This window comes from Pseudomonas sp. SG20056 (assembly GCF_031764535.1).
Classification (GTDB): Bacteria; Pseudomonadota; Gammaproteobacteria; order Pseudomonadales; family Pseudomonadaceae; genus Aquipseudomonas.
Genome location: NZ_CP134499.1, coordinates 3,203,968 through 3,225,130, shown reverse-complemented (window position 1 = coordinate 3,225,130; position 21,163 = coordinate 3,203,968). Strand labels below are relative to the sequence as shown.

Sequence of the window (21,163 nt, the reverse complement as noted above, 5' to 3'; positions counted from 1 at the left end):
TTTTTTCGTTTCTACGTTCCGATTATCAAGCGTGGCTAGTGCAGGCTGATTTTCAGCGAGGCTTGTGACAGGTCGATGTCATGCAGGCTCAGGCTGCCCATGCTCTGGCCCTGGGGGGCTCCAGCGACGCGGATATTGTCGAAGCGCAGCTCGCCAATCGAACTGGGCAGGCGCACATTGACCGAGCCGTCGGCATTGATCACCGAGGTCAGTTTGCTGGTGTCGTACTGCACATCCTTCATAGAGGTTTCCGCCTCAAGGCTGCTGAGAACCGGCATCACCAATTTGCTCAGCTGGCCAACAGTGCCTAGGCCGTCGCCGCTGCCGGCCTGGAGAAACAGACCTTGCAGCACATCGTCCAGGCCCTGTGCGCTGACATTGCTCATTTCCATATCCGTCAGAGGGCGCAATCCGCTCGGTGTTTGCTCCTGGCTGATGGCGCTGGGCAGATTGCGCGGCGCATCGGCACTGGCAATCTGGAAGGGGCTGAGCAGAGCGGCGACCAGTGTGGCAGCCAGGCGCAGGTTGCTCTGCTTGCTGAGAGCCTTTTTCAGCTGGCGTTCGGTTAGCCAGCCTTGTTCGATCAGCGTCTCACCGAGGCGTTTATGGTTGGTGAGTTGCAGTTGAATGGCAGCATCCAGCTGGCCGCGGTTAATCAGTCCTTTGTTGATCAGAATCTGACCAAGACGTGAATGCTGTTGGCTGGGCATGCTTAGGCACCGTTGTGCTGTAGTGGCGTGGTGCAATCATGGGCTGCAAATTGATATCTGTCACCCATCCAAGGATAGGGTGACGAGATTGTTGCTCTTAGTTCTTGCCGCTGCTGGATGGGGCCTGCGGATCATTAATCAGGGCTACCAGGATCCAGTCCGGGCCCGGCAAAACTTCAAGCGGTCGGGTTGCAACGTGTATCCAGCCGCCAGGGTCGCAAGCAAGCAGGATCACAGCGTTGTCGCCATGTAGATTCTGGTAGGCCGGCCAGTCAAAGGTGTTGGTCAGTGTCGTAGTGCGTACCTCTGCACCTTTGCTTAAGAGGCTGGCAAACTGCGGGAAGCTCAGTTCCTGGCTGCCAAGGGGGCGACCGCGCACGGCGTCGCGGCTGCGATGTTTGTCGCTGCGTCGGCTTTCAGTGCCGCTGGGTAGGGTAAAGCGGCGATTTGCGGCAAAGTCGTGGCGAAAGTGCATGCATGCCAGTGCGTTCAGTTCACTGGAAGGCGATAGCGCAAGTAGGTGGCCGAGACCTACTAGATCCAAGTGGGCTTCAGCGTCCTGTGAAGTGGGGTTGCCAAAGTAAGTTGGTAGTTTTTGCATACGGGCGGCACTGATGTTTTCCCAGCTGGAGTCGCACAGCAGTACACGGTTGCCGAGATCTTGCAGTGCCGTGCCGAGTGCTCGCGCTACCGGGTTGGCCCCTACGATAAGAAAACCACGTGGGGCCGGTTCTGCCACGTTCAGAAATTTGGCGAGCGGGCGTGCAGTAGCGCTCTGCAATACCACGGTGCCGATAATAACGGCGAAGGTGAGCGGCACGAGCAGTTGGGCGCCTTCATAGCCTAATTCGCCAAGGCGGATGGCAAAAATGGCTGAAACGGCCGCAGCCACGATGCCGCGCGGAGATATCCAGGCCAGCAGTGCTCGTTCGCGCCAGTTCAGGCTGGAGCCAAAGGTGGACAGTGCCACGTTGAGTGGGCGTGCGACAAACTGGATGATGGCCAGCAGTATCAATACTGCCGGGCCGAGAGCGAGTAGGGCGCTCAGGTCGAGGCGCGCGGCCAGCAGAATGAACAGGCCAGAAATCAACAGCACGCTGAGGTTTTCCTTGAAGTGCAGAATATGCCGAACGTCGACGCCCTTCATATTCGCCAGCCACATGCCCATCAGTGTCACGGCGAGTAGGCCGGACTCATGCATGGCTGCGTTAGCGGCAATAAAAGCCCCCAGCACGGTGGCCAATACCGCAAGGTTATGCAGGTAGTCCGGCAGCCATTGGCGCTTTAATACCTGGCCCAGTGCCCAGCCGCTGGCGATCCCGAATACGCTGCCGCAGGCGATCACGCCAGCGAAGGTCGTCAGGCCGCTGTTCCAGCCATTACCTTCATTGCTGGCGATAATAAAGCTGTACACGACAACCGCGAGTAGCGCGCCAATCGGGTCGATAACGATGCCTTCCCAGCGCAGGATGTTGGCGATGGAGGCTTTCGGGCGGACAACACGCAGCATGGGCACGATGACAGTGGGGCCGGTGACCAGTGTCAGGGTGCCGAACAGCAGTGCCATGTCCCACTCGAAGCCAAGCAAGTAATGCGTACTTGCAGCAATGACTGCCCAGGTGGCCAGCGCGCCCACCGTCACCATGCGCCTGACCACGCTGCCAATCTCACGCCACTCTGATAAATGAAGGGTTAAGCTGCCTTCAAACAGAATCAGTGCCACGGCCATTGAGACCAGTGGGAATAAAAGGCTGCCGAACAGGGCGTGAGGGTTAAGCCAACCCAGCACCGGCCCCGCAAGTATCCCGGCTATCAGCAAAAATAAGATGGCGGGCAAGCGTAAGCGCCAGGCTAGCCACTGGCAGGCGAGGGCGCTTGCGCCGATGGCGGCAAAGGCCAGAAGGATGTGTTGTTCGTTCATCAAGGGTCCTTGTGGGTTAGCCCTGGCCCTGCATGGCCAGGCTGTGAAAGACTAGCGTGCTTTAACCTGCCGCCATAGTTCCGCATGCCCGCCATCGACCATCCGCTGATTGACCGTTTCATGGAAGCCCTGTGGTTGGAGAAAGGGCTGTCGGCGCACACGCGCGCCGCCTATCGCAGTGATTTGGCGCTATTTAATGGTTGGTTGCAGGTGCGTGATGTGCAACTGGCCGACGCGGGGCGTGAGTTGATTCTTGATCATCTGGCCTGGCGCCTGAATGAAGGTTATAAGGCGCGCTCTACGGCGCGCTTGCTCTCGGGCTTGCGCGGTTTCTACCGGTTTCTCTTGCGTGAACAGTTAATCAGTCGTGACCCGACGCTGCAGGTGGATTTGCCGCAACTAGGGCGGCCGCTGCCCAAGTCGTTGTCGGAGGCCGATGTCGAGGCTTTGCTGGCCGCTCCTGAGTTGGATGATCCGATTGGTTTGCGCGACCGCGCGATGCTGGAGGTGCTCTATGCCTGTGGCTTGCGTGTGAGCGAGTTGATTGGCCTGACGTTGGAGCAGGTCAATCTGCGTCAGGGCGTGCTGCGGGTGTTTGGCAAAGGCAGCAAGGAGCGCCTGGTGCCGTTGGGTGAAGAGGCGATCGCCTGGATTGAGCGCTACAGCAAGGAAGCGCGGCCGTTTCTGTTGGATGGCAAGCCCAGCGATGTGCTGTTCCCGAGCCTGCGTGGCGAGCAGATGACCCGCCAGACGTTTTGGTACCGCATCAAGCACCAGGCCAAGGCGGCGGGTATTGCCAAGAGTCTGTCACCGCACACCCTGCGCCATGCTTTCGCCACCCATTTGCTCAACCATGGCGCTGATCTGCGCGTGGTGCAGATGCTGCTGGGGCACAGTGATCTGTCGACCACGCAAATCTACACCCACGTCGCACGCGCGCGGCTGCAGGAGCTGCATGCGCGGCACCACCCGCGCGGCTGAGTGCGCCGTCCAGCCTGCGGTGGTCGGCCTCTGTGGGCTTATATGGTAGGCTGCGTCATCCTTTGTTAAGTCATCTTCTGTCGGGAGTTTGTATGCGTTTTAACCGCATTGTTGTCGCGTTGGCTTTGGGGTTGGTCAGCAGCGTGGGTGTTGCCGCCGATGCCGATCAGGCCATCCGCAATACTCTCAAAGCTATTGATCCGGCTCTGCCGATTGAGGCGATTGCCGAAAGTCCGATGCCGGGTGTTTATCAGGTTGAGTTGGCCGGTGGTCGACAGCTGTACACCAGTGCTGATGGCCAGTTCCTATTGCAGGGCTACCTGTTTCAGGTCAAGGACGGCAAGCCGGTGAATCTCACAGAGGCGGCTGAAGGCCGTGGCGTGGTCAAGTTGCTGGATGCTATTCCAGCTTCGGAAATGGTGGTGTTTGCACCCAAGCAGCCGAAGACCCATATCACCGTATTTACCGATACCGATTGCGGCTATTGCCAGAAGCTGCACAGCGAAGTGCCTGAGCTGAATCGTCTGGGTGTCGAGGTGCGTTACCTGGCATTCCCGCGTCAGGGGCTGGAAAGCGCGGCGGCCAAAGAGTTGTCGAATGTCTGGTGCGCCAAGGACCAGCAGGATGCGATGAACCGCGCGAAAGCCCGCCAGGGTGTGGCCGATGCACAGTGCGACAGTCCGGTTGCCAAGCAGTACGCACTGGGTCAGATGATCGGGGTCAGCGGTACGCCGGCCATCGTTCTGGCCAATGGCAAGATCATTCCCGGCTATCAACCCGCTCCGCAGCTGGCGAAAATTGCCCTGGAATCCAAATGATCTGAGGCATGCGCCTGATTGACTAATAAACAGCCGCTTCGTATGGTGCGGCTCTTTTCTACGGCCGGGGCTTGCTCCGGCCGTTTTACGCAGTGCAGATGGGGAGTTCAGTGTGAAACCGGTGAAAGTAGGCATCTGTGGGCTGGGTACCGTCGGTGGCGGTACGTTGAATGTACTCAAGCGAAATGCCGAGGAAATTACCCGGCGCGCAGGGCGCGGTATTGAAGTTGCCCAAATTGCCATTCGCTCGCCCAAGCCGCAGTACGACACGACCGGTATTAGCATCACCAACGATGTGTTTGAGCTGGTGAACAACCCCGAGATCGACATTGTTATCGAGCTGATCGGCGGTTATGCCTTGGCCAAGGACCTGGTGCTCAAAGCCATCGAAAACGGCAAGCACGTGGTTACCGCCAACAAGGCGCTGATCGCTGTGCACGGCAATGAAATCTTTGCCAAGGCCCGTGAAAAAGGCGTGATCGTCGCTTTTGAAGCCGCTGTTGCGGGCGGTATCCCGGTGATCAAGGCGATTCGCGAAGGCCTGGCAGCCAACCGTATCAACTGGCTGGCCGGCATCATCAACGGTACTGGCAACTTTATCCTCAGCGAAATGCGCGAGAAGGGTCGCACCTTTGACGACGTGCTGGCTGAGGCGCAAGCGCTGGGGTATGCCGAAGTTGATCCGACCTTCGACGTTGAAGGCATCGATGCTGCACACAAGCTGACCATCCTGGCTTCCATCGCCTTTGGTATCCCGCTGCAGTTCGACAAGGCCTACACCGAAGGCATCACCAAGCTGACCACTGCCGACGTCAACTACGCCGAAGCGCTGGGTTATCGCATCAAGCATCTCGGTGTGGCCCGTCGCACTGATGCCGGTATCGAACTGCGCGTACACCCGACATTGATCCCGGCGGATCGTCTGATCGCCAACGTCAATGGCGTGATGAACGCTGTTATGGTCAATGGCGATGCCGCCGGCAGCACACTGTTCTACGGCGCTGGTGCCGGCATGGAACCGACTGCGTCTTCGGTTATCGCTGATCTGGTTGACGTAGTCCGTGCGCTGACCGCTGATCCGACCAACCGCGTGCCGCACTTGGCCTTCCAGCCCGACTCGCTGTCCGATCACCCGATTCTGCCGATTGAGGCTTGTGAGAGCGCTTATTACCTGCGTATTCAGGCCAAGGATCATCCTGGTGTGCTGGCCCAGGTGGCGAGCATCCTGTCGGCACGCGGGATCAATATCGAGTCGATCATGCAGAAGGAAGTCGAGGAGCAGGACGGTCTGGTGCCGATGATCCTGGTCACCCATCGCGTGCTAGAGGCACAAATCAATGAGGCGATCAGCGCCCTTGAAGCCTTGACTGATGTGGTTGGCAGCGTTGTGCGTATCCGCGTCGAGCAGCTGAACTAATCCGCTTTTGGTCGCCGCAGCCGGGCTGCGGTGGCTCTCGAAGATTTAACCGAAGGTTTGCCCCTATGCGCTATATCAGTACCCGTGGCCAGGCACCGGCCCTGAATTTCGAAGATGTGCTGCTCGCCGGCCTGGCCAGCGATGGTGGTCTGTATGTACCGGAAAACCTGCCGCGTTTCACCCAGGAAGAAATCGCCTCTTGGGCCGGCCTGCCGTACCACGAACTGGCCTTCCGGGTCATGCGCCCGTTCGTCACCGGCAGCATTCCGGATGCGGACTTCAAAAAGATCCTCGAAGAAACCTACGGCGTATTTGCCCACAACGCAGTGGCGCCGTTGCGTCAGCTGAACGGCAATGAGTGGGTGCTCGAGCTGTTCCACGGTCCGACCCTGGCGTTCAAGGACTTTGCCCTGCAGTTGCTCGGCCGTCTGCTTGATTACGTGCTGGCCAAGCGTAACGAGCGCGTGGTGATCATGGGCGCGACTTCTGGTGATACCGGCTCGGCGGCCATCGAGGGCTGCAAGGCCTGCGAGAATGTCGACATCTTTATCATGCACCCGCACAACCGTGTGTCCGAGGTGCAGCGCCGGCAGATGACCACCATCCTCGGTGACAACATCCATAACATTGCCATCGAAGGCAACTTCGATGATTGCCAGGAAATGGTCAAGGACAGCTTCGCTGACCAGGGCTTCCTCAAGGGTACGCGTCTGGTGGCGGTCAACTCGATCAACTGGGCGCGGATCATGGCCCAGATCGTTTACTACTTCCATGCAGCCCTGCAGCTGGGCGGGCCGGCGCGTTCCATCGCGTTCTCGGTACCCACCGGTAACTTCGGTGACATCTTCGCCGGCTACCTGGCGCGCAACATGGGCCTGCCGATCAGCCAGCTGATCGTCGCTACCAACCGTAACGACATCCTGCACCGCTTTATGAGCGGTAATCAGTACGTCAAGGACACCTTGCATCCGACCCTGTCGCCGTCCATGGATATCATGGTCTCGTCGAACTTCGAGCGTCTGCTGTTTGACCTGCACGGCCGTAACGGTGCGGCGATTGCCGGGCTGATGGCCACCTTCAAACAGGGCGGCGGTTTCAGTGTTGATCAGGATCGCTGGACCGAGGCGCGCAAGCTGTTCGATTCCCTGGCGGTGGACGATGCGCAGACCTGCGAAACCATCACCGAAGTGTTCAGCGAGTGTGGTGAGCTGCTCGATCCGCATACGGCGATCGGTGTGCGTGCCGCCCGTGAGTGCCGTCGCAGTCTGGCGACGCCGATGGTCATCCTCGGTACCGCGCACCCGGTTAAATTCCCGGAAGCCGTGGAGAAAGCTGATGTGGGTCAGGCGCCTGCCTTGCCGGCGCATCTGGCGGACCTGTTCGAGCGTGAAGAGCGTTGCACCGTGCTGGCCAATGATCTGAAAACCGTACAGAGCTTTGTCGCTCAGCACGGTAATCGCGGCAAGCCGCTGTAAGTCTGGCGCGCTGGTCGATAAAGCCGGTACTCGCAAGGGGCCGGCTTTTTTGCGGCTATGCTCTGGCGAGGTTGCTGAGCGGAGTGTGTGATGACTGAATTTGATCAGGACTTACCGGTGGAGGTAGCGGCAGCGCTTGAGCGTGGGCAGAAAATTGAGGCGATCAAGCTGCTGCGTGAACTCAGGGGTATTGGCTTGAAAGAGGCCAAGGATGTTGTGGACGGCTACGTACCTGCGCGACGGGCGGGTGGTGTATCGGTAGTGCAGTCTGGCGGCCATGGCGGTATCTTCTGGTTGTTAGGTTTAGTTGTGCTGGGTGTTGCGGTTGCCTGGTTGTTTGGTGCGTTTTAGCGGCAGTGGGTTGTGCAGTAGAGGTAGTCGGGTGAAGTGGTTGATCAAAACGGTTGTTCTGCTGTGCGGTATCTATTTCCAGGCTGGCGCTTACGCCGCCACCTTTGAAGTCGGCTTTTATAACTACCCGCCGATGATGATCGAGCAGGGTAAAACCGGCATCTATCAAGACATCTTCGATGAGCTAGGCAAGCTGACGGGCGACACCTTCAGCGTGCAGTACTACCCCTATCCGCGCCTTGGTCTGCTGTTCAATGGCGGGCAGTTGGATATTGAGCCGGGTGTTTACCCGGGTTGGGTGCAGGGTCAGTCGACGCCAGGGGTGTTTTCGGTGCCGTTTGGCAAGGTTATCGATGTCATGGTGTTTGCCCCGGGCAAGGCCTTTCCTGTGGCGCGGCCTGAGGATTTGCGCGGCAAGTCGGTGGGGTTGGTGCGCGGCTATGCCTACCCGGATCTGCGTGCGTTGATCGAAGCGGGGCAGCTTGATCGGCGCAATGCACTGAATGAGGCGCAATTGCTGGAGATGCTGGCCAAATCGCGCTTCGATCAAATTGTGGTCAATAAGGCGATTGCGCAGTACAGCCTGGCGAAGATCCCGGAGTACCGCCATCTTGAAATTGGCGATGCGATGAGTTCTTTCGATGTCAGCATGCGTGTTCATCCGCGTCATGAAGGCTGGCTGGATAAGCTTGATGCGGCCATTCTGACGCTCAAGCGGCGCGGCGTTATTGAGGGGATCTACGCCAAATACGGTGTTCACCTCTAGCGTGCTGTTGGAAAACTACCTGCGTTGGCAATCCTGCGTTTAAAGCGATCTGTTAGCACAGTCCTTGTGCTGGAGCTGCTTCATTAGATGGCGCCATCGCTGCGCAAGTTGGCGATCTGTTCGCTGCTGTAGCCCAGGCCACTCAGTACTTGCTCATTGTGTTCGCCAAGCTCCGGGCCGACCCAGTTTACCTCGCCTGGTGTGTCGCTCAGTTTGGGTACGATGCCCGGCATCTTGAAGGCTTTGCCGTCTGGCAGCTTGGCTGACAGGAGCATTTCTCGGGCGAGAAATTGCGGGTCGTTGAACATGTCTTCGGCGCTGAAGATGCGGCTGGCCGGCACATCGGCCTGGTTCAGCGTGGTCAGCACCTGCTCAAGCGGTAGCGAGCCGACCCAGCGGTCGATCACGCCATAAATCTCGTCGCGTCGCGCATCGCGGCCGTCATTGCTGGTCAACGTCACGTCATCGGCCAGGTCCTGGCGGCCGATGGCCTGCATAAAGCGCTTGAAGATCGCATCGCCGTTGGCGCCGATCTGGATATGTTTGCCGTTGCTGCTGGTGTGAATCGAGGAGGGCGTAATGCCGGGCATGATGTTGCCGGTGCGCTCGCGGATAAACCCGAACACATCGAACTCCGGCACCATGGACTCCATCATGGCGAAGATCGCCTCATACAGCGCCACGTCCACCACCTGGCCGCTACCGCCGTTCACTTCGCGGTGTCGCAGCGCCATCAGTGCGCCGATCACGCCCCACAGCGCGGCAATCGAATCACCAATGCTGATACCAGTGCGCACTGGCGGGCGATCCTCGAAACCGGTGATGTAGCGCAGCCCGCCCATGGACTCACCCACTGCGCCGAAACCCGGTTGATCTTTCATGGGGCCGGTTTGACCGAAGCCGGACAATCGCACCATCACCAGTTTCGGGTTCAGAGCATGCAGCACGTCCCAGCCCAGGCCCAGTTTCTCCAGCACGCCGGGGCGAAAGTTCTCGATCAGGATATCCGCTTCACCAAGCAGCTTCTTCAGTACCTCACGTCCGGCCTCGTGCTTGAGGTTGAGGGTAATTGACTGCTTGTTGCGCGCCTGCACAAACCACCACAGCGACGTGCCCTCGTACAGCTTGCGCCACTTGCGCAGCGGGTCACCGCCATCCGGTGATTCGACCTTGATTACCTCTGCACCGAATTCGGCGCAAATACGTGAGGCAAAAGGCCCGGCGATCAGGGTGCCGAGTTCGATCACTTTCAGGCCGGCGAGGGGGCTGTTGGCTGTGCTCATAAGGGGTTCCGTTGGGTGGTGGCCGGCCAAGGCTATTCGATTGTGAGTGCTGCGTCATATTTCAATGTCCGCTATCAGGCGTTGCGGCTGCGATGGGGTTGGCAGATTTAGCTGTTTAGTTGGCGGGGATATGGCGTTAAATTGCCGTCACGAATGGATGCTCGGTATTGCTAACCCTGGATGGTTTCCCTCCTGCGACCTTTCCCTTGCGTGTTTTATGCGGCGCTACTTTTGAGTGGCTTGTCTTTGCGCGCCTGAAAATCAATAAACATGCGTTTTAAAATATTACATGTGATGTGTTGATTCATTACATGTGTGAGGCTAGTCTGCGTCCATGGAAAGCAAATCATCAGCCCACTACCAGCGTCTTTTTCGTCAGCGTCTGCGCGAGCAGGGGTTGGTGAAAAAAGAGGTCTGGATACTGCCAGAGCATGCCCCGCTGCTTATGGCGTTCGAGCGGAAACTTCGCCAGCCGCACTCATTAAAGCTGGCTTCAATGGAAAAGGAGGAGGATATGAGCATGCCGCAGGTTTGGACTGCACAGGCTTTATACGATGCGCTATCGGCCGCTGAGTTATTCAAGGGTGGGCAAGCGAGCATTGAGCTGATTCAAAGCTCGGATGCCAGTTTGCATGTGACCATGCACGACTACGGCGATCTACCACTGTTTGTTGCCGTATATGGTGAGCAGATCGTGGTCGAGGGCCTGCTGTGGCCTGCTGCCGATGTGCGCGACAGTGCGGCGTTTAATGAGCAGGTGCTGCGCACGCACAAGCTGTTTCCTCTGTCTTCCATCGGCCTGGAAACCCTGCCGGACGGCCAGCCTTGCTACACCATGTTTGGTGCGTTGAGCTCGGCTTCGACCCTGACCGATGTGGTGTTCGAGATCGAATTGCTGGCCGACAACGTGATCAAGGCCACCGAAGCCTATGAAGGCTTCCTCAAGGCTGACGCTAAGGAGTGATGCTATGAACGTCTGGAGCAAGTTGCTGACGGCGCTGCGTGGCGGCGCCAATGAAGTGGGTGAGGCTGTGGTTGACGGTCAGGCGCTGCGTATTCTCGATCAGGAGATCCGCGATGCCGATCTAGAGCTGCGCAAGTCCAAGGAAGCCTTGGCTGAGATTATGGCCAAACAGAAACTGGCCAGTGATCGCCTGGGCAAGAGCACGGCGAAGATCACCGAGTATGAGCATTACGCGCTCAAGGCTCTGGATGCGGATAATGAAACCCTGGCCAAGGAAGTTGCCGAGAAGATCGCCAATCTGGAAGCCGAACAGGCCAGCGACCGTGAGCAGGCTGATGGTTTCGCGGCTAGTGTGGCGCAGTTGCGCAAAGCAGTGACTCAGGCGGAAGGGCATATCAAACGCCTGAAACAACAGGTAGATACGGTCAAGGCCACGGAAAGCGTGCAGAAAGCGCAGATGGCTGTGGCACAGCGTTATGGCGGCTCGCAGGCCAAGTTGCATACCGCGGTTGAATCGCTGGAACGCATCAAGCTCAAGCAGGCTGAGCGTGCAGCCATGATGGAAGCCAGTGCGGAGCTGGCCGCAACCAGCGCTCCGGACGACGCCTTGGAAGTCAAGCTGCGTGCTGCCGGCATCGTGCCGGATAACGCCAGTGCCGATAGCGTGCTGGCGCGTCTGAAAAGCAAGGCTAAACCCGAAGCCTGAGCGGCTATTGCGGGGGCTTCGGCTCCCGCTTCTTCGACTACCAGGATGTAAAGAAGATGGAGCTATTCATACAGACCGCGCTGTCATTTCCCGTAGTGGTGCTCAGCTTTGCACTCTGCGTGGCGATTCTGTATTGGCTGGTCGCCGCCATGGGGATTGTCGATGTCGATCTGCTGGATATCGAAGTCGACTCGGCACTGGAAAACCATTCGCTGCAACCTGAAGGTTTGGCCGGCCTGTTACTCAAGCTGGGCCTGAACGGCGTGCCGGTGACGCTGGTTCTCACCTTGCTGTTCTTTTTCGCCTGGTTTCTCTGCTATTTCGCCGAGCTGTTTTTGTTGCGCTTTCTGCCGTTGGGTATTTTGCGTTACCCCCTGGGTTTGCTGGTGATCGCCGCTGCGCTGATTGCCGTGGTGCCCGTGGTGAGCCTGTTGGTGCGCCCGCTGCGCCCGCTGTTTCTCAAGCTGGAGGCCACCACCAGCAAGTCCGTGCTTGGGCAGGTGGCCATCGTGCGCAGTGGCCGAGTAACTGCCGCTCAGGGTGAGGCGACGCTTGAGGATGGTGGTGCTGGACTGATTCTGCGTGTCCGTGCTGATGAGGCACATGGCTTCAAACGTGGCGACCGCGTGGTGTTGCTGGAGTACCTGGAGGCCGAACACGCCTATCGGGTGATTACCGAAGACGAGTTCAAGGGCATCTAGCCCGTTTATCAAAGGAGATTGATTGTAATGAGCCTCGAGCTGCTAATGCCTTTTCTGACCGGTTTAGGTCTGTTCTTTCTGGTTATTTTTGGCTTTTTCGTCCTGTTCAAAGCCTTCTATATCAAGGTGCCGCAGGGTACCGCGCTGATCGTCAACGACATGTCTTCGACGCCCAAGGTGCATTTCACCGGTGCCCTGGTGTACCCGGTGATCAACCTCAAGGAGTTCATGAAGATCTCCCTGATTACCCTGGAAGTGGACCGTCGCGCCAAGGACGGGTTGATCTGCAAAGACAACATGCGTGCCGACATCACCGTGGCCTTCTATCTGCGCGTCAATGAAACCCAGCAGGACGTGCTCAAGGTGGCCAAGGCCATCGGGGTGGAGCGCGCCTCTGACCGCAGTGCGGTCAATGAATTGTTCAACGCCAAGTTCTCCGAAGCGCTGAAAACTGTTGGTAAGCAGTTCGACTTCGTTCAGCTGTTCGAGAACCGCCAGGAGTTTCGCGATCGTATCGTTGAGGTGATCGGCAACGACCTCAACGGCTATGTGTTGGAAGACGTGGCCATCGACTATCTGGAGCAGACCTCCAAGGCATCGCTCGATCCGAGCAATATTCTCGACGCTGAGGGTATCCGCAAAATCACTCAGCTGACTGCTGCGCAGAACGTCATTACCAATGACCTGGAACGCAACGAAGAGCTGGCGATCAAGAAAAAGAACGTGGAGACCCGTGAGGCGACCCTGGCTCTCGAGCGTCAGCAGGCCGATGCTGAAGCGCGGCAGAAGCGCGAGATCGAAACCATCCGCGCTCGCGAAGAAGCCGAGACCCTCAAAGTCAAGGAAGAGGAGCGCTTGAAGGCCGAGCAGGCGCGTATCACCACCCAGCAGGAGCTGGATATCCGCGCTGAGAACCATCAGCGCGAAGTTGAAGTGGCGCAGCAGAACCGTCAGCGTGCGGTGGTGATCGAGGTGGAAAAAGTCACCCGCGCCAAGGATCTGGAAATCGTCTCCCGCGAGCGCGAAGTCGAGCTGCAGCGCATCGAGAAAGAAAAGGCCCTGGAAGTCGAACGCAAGAACATTGCTGGGGTGATCCGTGAGCGCGTCGCGGTCGAGAAGACCGTGGCCCAGGAAGAAGAGCGCATCAAGGAAGTGCGTGAAGTGTCCGAAGCGGATCGGGCCAAACAGGTCATGGTGCTCAACGCCCAGGCCGAAGCCGAGCAGGAGCTGGTGCGCCAGGTCAAGCAGGCCGAAGCCGACGAAACTCGTTCCCAGCACAAGGCCGTGGAAATCAACAACCTCGCTCAGGCCGAGCTGGAAGCCGCGGCCAAGCAGGCCGAAGCCAAGAAGAAAATGGCCGAAGGTATCGAAGCCGAGCGCGCTGCGCCTGGCCTGGCTGATGCGCGGGTGCGTGAAGTCACCGCCGCAGCCAAGGAGAAGGAAGGCCTGGCCGAAGCCCGTGTGCAGGCAGAGCAACTGATTGCCGAAGCCAAGGGTGAGCAGGAAAAGGGCCTGGCCGAGGCACGGGTGACCGAAGCCAAGGCTGCCGCCAAGGAAAAAGACGGCCTAGCCGATGCCAAGGTGCTGGAAGAGAAACTCGGCGCCCAGGCGCGTGGCGAAGAGCAACTCGGTGCGGCCAAGGCCAAAGCCACCCAGGATCTGGGTATGGCCGAAGCCCACGTGCTGCTGGAGCGCCTGAATGCCGAGGCCGAAGGTCTGGGCAAAAAGTTCGGTGCGCTCGATGCGCTCAGCGACAACGCGCGTCAGCATGAGGAGTTCCGCATGCAGCTGGAGAAGAACTTCGACGAGGCCATGGCCGCCATCGCCGCCAACAAGGAAATCGCCAAAGATCAGGCCGAAGTGCTCTCGGCGGCGCTGTCCAAGGCGAAGATCGAGATCGTCGGTGGCGAAGGCGACTTCTTCAACTCCTTTGCCAAGTCGCTGTCGGTGGGCAAAGCCATCGAAGGTGTGGTCGGCAAGAGCCCGGTGGTGCAGGACGTGTTGGCCCGTCTGCTCAACGGCCGCGTCAGCGAAGGCAAAACACCGGCGGCTGTGGAAAGCAGCGAAAGCTAAGTGCATGCCGGTAATGGCTGAAAACCAGCGTCTTACCCATAAGTTGGATGTTCTCTTGGGGTTGGCGAAAGCCAACTCCTTAATGGCCCGTTTATCTCTAATTAGGAAGCCTTATGTCGGAACCACGGGATTATCTGGAAATGTCGTTTCGCTCGATCCAGTGCTTTGCCAATGACGGCCGCCTGGACGTGCAGGAGCTGGGTTCGCTACTGGCAGTTGCCGAGCGCGATGGAGTGATTGATGACAATGAAATTCGTGTGCTGAAAAAGATCATTGCTCAGATCAAACCCGAAGAACTCGATCAGGCAATGCGCGACAAACTTGCCGAAATTGCCCAAAAAATTGGTGCGTAAAAAAGGTAAAGCCATGTGCTTTGCCTATGGGGCTGGCTGAAGCCGGCCCCTCGCTTTACTCCACTTTGCTAGCAGACAGCGCAGATTCAGGAAGACCACGATGTCGGATGCTCCAGCCGTAGCCCAACCACAGGATGTATTGGACAAGGCCGTCGCCGAAGGCGGTGCCTACGAGGTGCTGCACAAGCGCCTGCAGGAGCAAGGCCTGCGCCTGCGCCAGACCACCGAGGCGCTGAACGCTCAGCGCTTGCAGGAGTTCGGCAGCAGCCAGATGGAGGTGGTCGGGCGGGTACGTATCCGCACTGAGAACAACTGCACGGCGCGCGATATCGTTCAGGTCGGCGAGAATCTGCTGTTCGGCTACAACGTGTTCCTCGGTTTGAAAAAGGAAACCCGCGTCGAAGACGTGTTCTCCCTGTATCGCCTGAGCGAGCAGGACGAAGGCTATGAGGCCGAGAGCGTGGCTCTGGCCGACAGCTTTCTCGGCCAGAGCAGCTTCGTTAACGACTTCAACGAGCTCTACACCTATTACAAGAACACCCGCCTGCTGCAGCTGCTGGTGCGCGACGGCAAGTTGCTGGCCAGCTTTCAGATCGGCGAGCGGATCAGCGATATCCGGGTGTTCCGCTGGTCGATCGCCGACGGCGGCAAAGAGATTCGCTATATCGACAACCGCGGCGAGCGCGATATAGCGCTGCCGGCTCCGTTCGATTTCGAGTGGCAGAAAACCTCCCGCGAGATGGTGGTCAACGGCCGCCATCCGCATATGAATATCCTCGACACCATTTTTGTTGAGACCATCGGCGGCGACCTTACGGTCAAGGTCGAGAACAATACAGAGGACGGCCTGGGCATCTACCGCGAGGCAGTGCTGGACAAGACCCAGTCGCTGGACGACGCGCAGATCGAGTACGCCAGGCTCGGCAGCTTGATCCTGTTGAAAGTCCTGCCGTATCGCGAAGAAGAGTGGCGCTACTTGGTGTTCAACAGCCTGACGCGCAAGGTCGAGCGCATCGACGCCATCGGCCTGGCCTGCGTGCAGCTGCCGGAAGACCACGGCATCATCTTTCCCGGCGGCTACTACCTGCAGAACGGCGAGTCCAAGGCCTTCGAACAACCCATGGCCGGCATGCGCTTCAAGCGCGCGGTGCGTTCGCCCAATGGCGAGGACGTGCAGTACATCTTCTACCACCCGGAAGAAGGCCGTTCGGCGCTGTTCACCTACAACATGATCAATCGCCAGCTGCATAACCCGATCTTCGGCCACGGCTACGCGCGCCTGGAAGACGGGCGTATGGTGATCTTCGCCGCCGAAGGCACGGAGCCGACGCGTATCCACCCGATGCAGATCTGGCAGACGCCGTTCTGCAGCGACGACTTCGCCGCCCGCCAGCCAGTGCGCGGCGGCTTCTTCGGGCGTATCGGCAATGCCGAACTGGTACGCGGCGTCTCCGACCTGCTGGGCCTGAGTCGCGAGATCGAAACCCCGGAAGTCTCGGTGCAGCGCTACACCCAGCTGTGCCAAAACACCCGCCGCCTGTTCGACGTCTACCACTGGCTGGGCGATGCCCAGTGCCAGGGCATGGCGCCGCTGCTGCGTGAAATCGCCGCCACCGGCGAGTTGGTGCTCGACGAGTTCGAGAAGGTCGAAAGCATCCGCCAGCAATCGGCGCGCGCCATGGCCGAAGCGGAAACCCGCCAACAGGCGTTGTTGTCTGGCCTGCTGATCGATAGCTGGGATGAGGTGCAGCACTTCGTCGACGCGCTCAATGGCATCAATGCTCAGCGCGGCCAACTGCTGACCATCCGCGATTACCGCTATATCGACGTGGCGCGCATCGATGCGATGGAAACCGAACTGCTGACGGCTCAGGAGCAGGTCGCGGCCGCCACCTCGGGGTTTCTCGCCAGCAAGGCCGCGCTGGAACCCTATGTGCTGCAGCTGGCCCAACTCGACGCCCAGGCGCAGAAGGCCGAGAGCGTCAGCCAACTGAATGAGCCGCTGGTAGCATTGCAGGCCATGGCCGGCAATCTGGATATGTTGTCCAGCCTGATGGCCTCGCTGCCGATCGACGATGCTACCCAGCGCACCGCGATAGTCGAGTCGATTTCCGAAGTCTATGCCCGTCTCAACCAGACCAAGGCCCGCGCCGAGCAGCGGCGCAAGGGCCTGGGCTCGGCAGAAACCGTGGCGCAGTTCGGCGCCCAGTTCAAACTGTTCAGTCAGGGCATCACCAACGCCTTGGCCATGGCCCAGGACCCTGAGCGCTGCGACGAACAGCTGTCACGTCTGCTGGTGCAGCTGGAGGAGCTGGAAAGCCAGTTCGGCGATCAGGAACAATTCCTCGGCGACATTCTGGCCAAGCGCGAAGAGCTGCTGGAAACCTTCGAGGCGCACAAACAGGCGTTGCTTGATGAACGTCAGCGCAAGGCCCAGGGCCTGCTCGACGCCGCGCGGCGGATTCTGGAAAGCCTTGGCCGGCGCACCGCACGCCTGACTCAAGCCGATGAGCTGAACGCCTTCTTCGCTTCCGACCCGTTGATTCTCAAGCTGCGCGAACTGGCCGAGCGCTTGCGCGAGCTGAAGGACAGCGTCAAGGCCGAGGATGTCGAGGCGCGCCTCAAGGCCGCCCGCGACCAAGCTGTACGCAGCTTGCGCGACAAGAGCGAGTTGTTCGAGGAGGGCGGCAACGTCATCAAGCTCGGCCCGCGCCACCGCTTCAGCGTCAACACCCAGGAGCTGGACCTGACCCTGATGCCGCGCGGCGATCAGCTCTATCTGCACCTAACCGGCACTGAGTTTCTTGAGCCGCTGCAAAACATCGAGCTGGAAACGCTGCGTGATTATTGGCAGGTGTCGCTGGAGTCCGAGTCCGCCACGCTGTACCGCGCCGAATACCTGGCCGGCGAAGTGCTGGCAGCCGCCGACGCCGGGCGCGATGGTCTTAGTCTGGATCTGCTCAAGCAACAGCTGGCGCAGCCGGACGCGCTGATCAAGAGCATTCGCGAATTCGCCGCGCCGCGTTACAAGGAAGGCTACGAGAAGGGCATCCACGACCACGATGCAGCGTTGATTCTCACCCAGCTGTTGCCGCTGCGCGACAGCGCCGGCCTGCTCAGTTACGGCGCCTTGCCCCGTGGCTTCGCCAGCTTTTTCTGGGGTCAGGCACAGCTTCACGACGATGCCAAACAATGGCCACAGCGCGCGCGCAGTGCCCGGCATATCCAGCAGTTGTTCGGTCAACGCGACAGCCTGTTGCAACTGCAGGCGGAAATTGCCGAGGCCCTGCTCGGCTACAGCGCCCAGCAGGGCATAAACCTGACTCCGGCGACGCTGGCAGAGGCGGCGGAATACCTGGTACAGGAACTGGCCGCCGAACGTATCGAGTTCGTTTTCAGCAAATACGCCCGCGAGCTGCTGGCCGGTTTGCAGGCGCGCTTGCAGGCGGCGCATATGTGGGATGTGTATCAGCAGACCCTGGCGCAGCTGCAGGATCGCCCGGCGGCGCAATGGGCGCTGGTGGAGAACTGGCTACGCGGCCTGTGCGCGGCAGAGGAATTCGCCACGCTCAGCGCCTATGTGCCCGAGGCCGTGGCCTTGAGCCTGATCGCCGAGGGCGTGCCCAAGCGTATCACCGAGGTGGACCTGCGCTTTACCGCCAAGGAGCTGATGGGTGAACACCCGCGTATCAGCGAACGGCAACTGGTGCTGGCGGTGGACGATTTCTTCGCCCGCCTGCGCGTACACCGCGAGCAGTTCCTGCCTGGCTTGCAGCGCTACCAGGCACTGCGCCAGGAAGTGGTGGCGCGCGAGCGCGAGGCGCTGCGCCTCAATGAATTCAAGCCCAAGCCGCTCAGTTCCTTTGTCCGTAACAAGCTGATCAACGATGTCTACCTGGGCGTGATCGGCGATAACCTGGCCAAACAGATGGGCACCGCCGGGGAGAACCGCCGTTCGGACCTGTCCGGTTTGCTGATGCTGATTTCGCCGCCCGGTTACGGCAAAACCACGCTGATGGAGTATGTCGCTCACCGCCTCGGCCTGATCTTTATGAAGATCAACGGCCCGGCGCTGGGGCACGAAGTGCGCTCGCTGGACCCGGCCCAGGCGCCGGACGCCACCTCACGTCAGGAGCTGGAAAAGCTCAACCTGGCGCTGGAGATGGGCAACAACGTGATGCTCTATCTCGACGATATCCAGCACACTCATCCGGAGTTTCTGCAGAAGTTTATCTCGCTGTGTGACGGTACACGGCGTATTGAAGGCGTGTGGAAGGGCCGTACGCGTACCTACGATATGCGTGGGCGCAAGTTCTGCGTGATCATGTCCGGTAACCCCTATACCGAGTCCGGCGACGTGTTCAAGATCCCGGATATGCTGGCCAACCGCGCCGACATCTATAACCTCGGCGACACCCTGGGCGGCATGCAGGAAGCCTTCGCACTGTCCTATATCGAGAACGGCCTGACCTCCAACCCTGTGCTGGCGCCGCTGGCCACCCGCGATATGGCCGATGTCTATCGCTTCGTCGCCAAGGCCGAGGGCAAGCCGTTTTCCAGCAATGAGTTGAGCCACAGCTACAGCGCCGCCGAGGTCAATGAAATCGTCACCACCTTGCAGCGCCTGATGCAGGTGCGTGATGTGGTCGGTCGGGTCAACCAGCAGTACATCGCCAGTGCCGCCCAGGCCGATCAGTACCGCACCGAGCCGCCGTTCAAGTTGCAGGGCAGCTACCGCAATATGAACAAGATGGCAGAGAAAATCAGCGCGGTGATGAACGACACTGAGGTGCTACAGCTGATCGCCGATCACTACCAGGGCGAATCCCAGCTGCTCACCACCGGAGCTGAGGAGAACCTGCTCAAGCTTGCCGAACTGCGCGGCAATATGACCGACGTACAAGCTGAGCGCTGGGCGCAGATCAAGCGCGACTTTATGCGCAACAAGGCCATGGGCGGCAGCGACACCGATGTCGGTGCTCGTGTGGTAGCGCAGCTCAATGATCTGGTTGAGGGCGTGCGCGGCCTGGCCAAGTTGGCGCCGGGCGAGCAGGCCGCCGCACCGGCGATTCCCTGGGCCGAGCTGCTCGCTGGCTTGGATAATCTGGGCAAGCTGCGTCCGCAGGTGGAGGTGATTACTCCGCCACAGCCAGCCGTGCAGAAGGTGCTGGAAAGCCTGGCCGACAGCCTGCAGAACAGCTTTCTGCCGTTGATCCACGCCATGGACAAGAAGATCGATATCGACCTGCGCACTCACAACCGCATGCTGGAAATCTCCACCCAACTGCGTGATCTGGGCGAGCAACTGGGCCATGAACAGCGCCTGGGCGGCGGCAGCGCAAGCGAAACGCCATGAAGGCCGGGCTGTTGCCACGCGTGCAGTTGTTGCTGGGCATTGCCGCAGTGATGCTGGTGCTGCAGCTGGGTAACAGTCTGAGTGGTTACAGCCTGAATATCTGGGGCGTGATACCGCGGCGGCTTGAGTCATTGCCGGGCGTGCTGTTTGCGCCCTGGCTGCACGGCGGCTGGGGTCATCTGTTGAGCAACCTCAGCGGCCTGTTGGTGCTGGGCTTGCTGGCCCTGCTGGAATCGCGGCGCGACTTTATCCAGGCCAGTCTGTTTATCATCCTCGGCAGCGGGACATTGGTCTGGCTATTCGGCCGCGAGGGCATCCATGTCGGCGCCAGCGGCTGGTTGTTCGGGCTGTGGGCGTTGCTGCTGGCGCGGGCCTGGTTCCGCCGCAGCTGGCTTGACCTGCTGCTGGCGGTGCTGGTGTTCTTTCTGCATGGCGGTTGGGTCTTTGGTCTGCTGCCGCAGCAGGGTGTTTCATTTGAATATCATCTGGCCGGCGCGCTCTGCGGTGGGCTCTATGCCGCCTGGCGCTACACGCCGCGCGCCCGACAAGGAGGTTAAATGGATTTCAATCGTCTCGATCAGCAGCTGCGTGACAGCCTGGCCGATCTGCGTTTGAGCAATGAGGAACGTGATGAGCTGCGCCAGCTGGGCAGTGACCTGGGCCAGGATCAGGTGCGCTACCTGCGTAACCGTGCCTTTGCTCTGGTGCGTGAACTGGTGCAGGCCGATTTGAACAATAGCGAGCCCGCGCTGAAATGGCTGGAGCAGGTGGTCAAGACCCTCGACGCCAGCAGCAGTCCACCGCGTCCGGCGTTGGCCAGCGCGCATTTCAGTCCCGGCGATGACTGCCTGCGCAAGATTCGCGAGCTTTGCCGGCAGGCGCGCAAGAGCGTGGATATCTGTGTCTACACCATCTCCGACGACCGCCTCAGCGAAGAAATTATCGCCTGCCACCGTCGCGGCATTGCCGTGCGGGTGATCAGCGACAATGAAAAGCAGTTCGACGAAGGCAGTGATATCCAGCATCTGATCGCCCAGGGCGTGCCGCTGCGCATCGACGACAGCCCGTATCACATGCACCACAAGTTTGCGTTGTTCGACGCTAATCTGTTGCTCAATGGCAGCTTTAACTGGACTCGCAGCGCCAGCACCAGCAACGAGGAAAACTTGCTGGTGACCGATCACGCGTTGCTGGTGGCCAGTTACCGCGGCGAGTTCGACAAGCTCTGGGCGCGCTTCGCCCGCTGAGCGTTCCGGTTCGTGATGGGGCGGCCTTTGCGGTAGACTTG

At 59.6% G+C, this 21,163-nt stretch carries 16 protein-coding genes and 1 pseudogene; 14 read left to right on the top strand and 3 right to left on the bottom strand.

Features of this window, described 5'->3' with window-relative positions:
- Positions 1-35: 35 nt before the first annotated feature.
- Together RHP75_RS15345 and RHP75_RS15340 are read right to left on the bottom strand one after the other, a co-directional pair.
- On the bottom strand, positions 36-710 hold the full coding sequence (locus RHP75_RS15345) for a hypothetical protein (RefSeq protein ID WP_311088951.1): 675 nt from the start codon (positions 708-710) through the stop codon (positions 36-38).
- Between the two features lie 97 nt (positions 711-807).
- Positions 808-2,631: a sodium:proton antiporter gene (locus RHP75_RS15340; protein WP_311088950.1), complete on the bottom strand. Its 1,824-nt coding sequence runs from the start codon at positions 2,629-2,631 to the stop codon at positions 808-810.
- An 84-nt stretch (positions 2,632-2,715) separates the two neighbouring features.
- On the opposite strand from RHP75_RS15340, the gene xerD reads away from it, so the two are divergent.
- The 6 genes from xerD (at position 2,716) to RHP75_RS15310 (ending at position 8,439) form a co-directional block, all read left to right on the top strand.
- Positions 2,716-3,612 carry a site-specific tyrosine recombinase XerD gene (xerD, locus tag RHP75_RS15335; protein ID WP_311088949.1) on the top strand — a complete coding sequence of 299 codons (897 nt, stop codon included), beginning with the start codon at positions 2,716-2,718 and terminating at the stop codon, positions 3,610-3,612.
- A gap of 92 nt (positions 3,613-3,704) precedes the next feature.
- A complete protein-coding gene (gene dsbC, locus RHP75_RS15330; RefSeq protein WP_311088948.1) occupies positions 3,705-4,430 on the top strand; it encodes a bifunctional protein-disulfide isomerase/oxidoreductase DsbC in 726 nt (241 codons plus the stop codon).
- A gap of 112 nt (positions 4,431-4,542) precedes the next feature.
- Complete coding sequence (locus RHP75_RS15325) at positions 4,543-5,847, top strand: homoserine dehydrogenase (protein ID WP_311088946.1); 1,305 nt, start codon at positions 4,543-4,545, stop codon at positions 5,845-5,847.
- 65 nt (positions 5,848-5,912) lie between these two features.
- Positions 5,913-7,322, top strand: coding sequence for a threonine synthase (thrC, locus tag RHP75_RS15320; protein WP_311088945.1), 1,410 nt, complete (start codon positions 5,913-5,915; stop codon positions 7,320-7,322).
- 90 nt (positions 7,323-7,412) lie between these two features.
- Complete coding sequence (locus RHP75_RS21350) at positions 7,413-7,673, top strand: ribosomal protein L7/L12 (RefSeq protein ID WP_409079661.1); 261 nt, start codon at positions 7,413-7,415, stop codon at positions 7,671-7,673.
- Between the two features lie 31 nt (positions 7,674-7,704).
- A complete protein-coding gene (locus RHP75_RS15310; RefSeq protein WP_311088944.1) occupies positions 7,705-8,439 on the top strand; it encodes a transporter substrate-binding domain-containing protein in 735 nt (244 codons plus the stop codon).
- Between the two features lie 83 nt (positions 8,440-8,522).
- On the opposite strand, the pseudogene RHP75_RS15305 reads toward RHP75_RS15310, so the two are convergent.
- Positions 8,523-9,780 (bottom strand): annotated as a pseudogene (locus tag RHP75_RS15305) (CaiB/BaiF CoA transferase family protein).
- Positions 9,781-10,056: 276 nt separating this feature from the next.
- Between RHP75_RS15305 and RHP75_RS15300 the strand changes: the two are divergent.
- The 8 genes from RHP75_RS15300 to RHP75_RS15265 all read left to right on the top strand — a co-directional run bounded on the left by RHP75_RS15300 (position 10,057) and on the right by RHP75_RS15265 (position 21,122).
- A complete protein-coding gene (locus RHP75_RS15300; RefSeq protein ID WP_311088942.1) occupies positions 10,057-10,686 on the top strand; it encodes a YjfI family protein in 630 nt (209 codons plus the stop codon).
- Between the two features lie 4 nt (positions 10,687-10,690).
- Entirely contained in the window at positions 10,691-11,392 is a 702-nt protein-coding gene (locus RHP75_RS15295) for a PspA/IM30 family protein (RefSeq protein WP_311088941.1), read from the top strand.
- Between the two features lie 56 nt (positions 11,393-11,448).
- Entirely contained in the window at positions 11,449-12,093 is a 645-nt protein-coding gene (locus RHP75_RS15290; protein ID WP_311088940.1) for an OB-fold-containig protein, read from the top strand.
- Between the two features lie 27 nt (positions 12,094-12,120).
- Entirely contained in the window at positions 12,121-14,166 is a 2,046-nt protein-coding gene (locus tag RHP75_RS15285; RefSeq protein ID WP_311088939.1) for a flotillin family protein, read from the top strand.
- 113 nt (positions 14,167-14,279) lie between these two features.
- The gene (locus RHP75_RS15280; RefSeq protein WP_311088938.1) at positions 14,280-14,519 is read left to right on the top strand and encodes a hypothetical protein; all 240 of its coding nucleotides are present in this window, start codon (positions 14,280-14,282) and stop codon (positions 14,517-14,519) included.
- Positions 14,520-14,619: 100 nt separating this feature from the next.
- Positions 14,620-19,875: a DNA repair ATPase gene (locus RHP75_RS15275; RefSeq protein WP_311088937.1), complete on the top strand. Its 5,256-nt coding sequence runs from the start codon at positions 14,620-14,622 to the stop codon at positions 19,873-19,875.
- Positions 19,872-20,432: a rhomboid family intramembrane serine protease gene (locus RHP75_RS15270; protein ID WP_311088936.1), complete on the top strand. Its 561-nt coding sequence runs from the start codon at positions 19,872-19,874 to the stop codon at positions 20,430-20,432. The genes RHP75_RS15275 and RHP75_RS15270 overlap by 4 nt, the downstream gene beginning before the upstream one ends.
- Positions 20,433-21,122: a phospholipase D-like domain-containing protein gene (locus tag RHP75_RS15265; RefSeq protein WP_311088935.1), complete on the top strand. Its 690-nt coding sequence runs from the start codon at positions 20,433-20,435 to the stop codon at positions 21,120-21,122. It begins immediately after the preceding gene.
- Positions 21,123-21,163 lie beyond the last annotated feature (41 nt).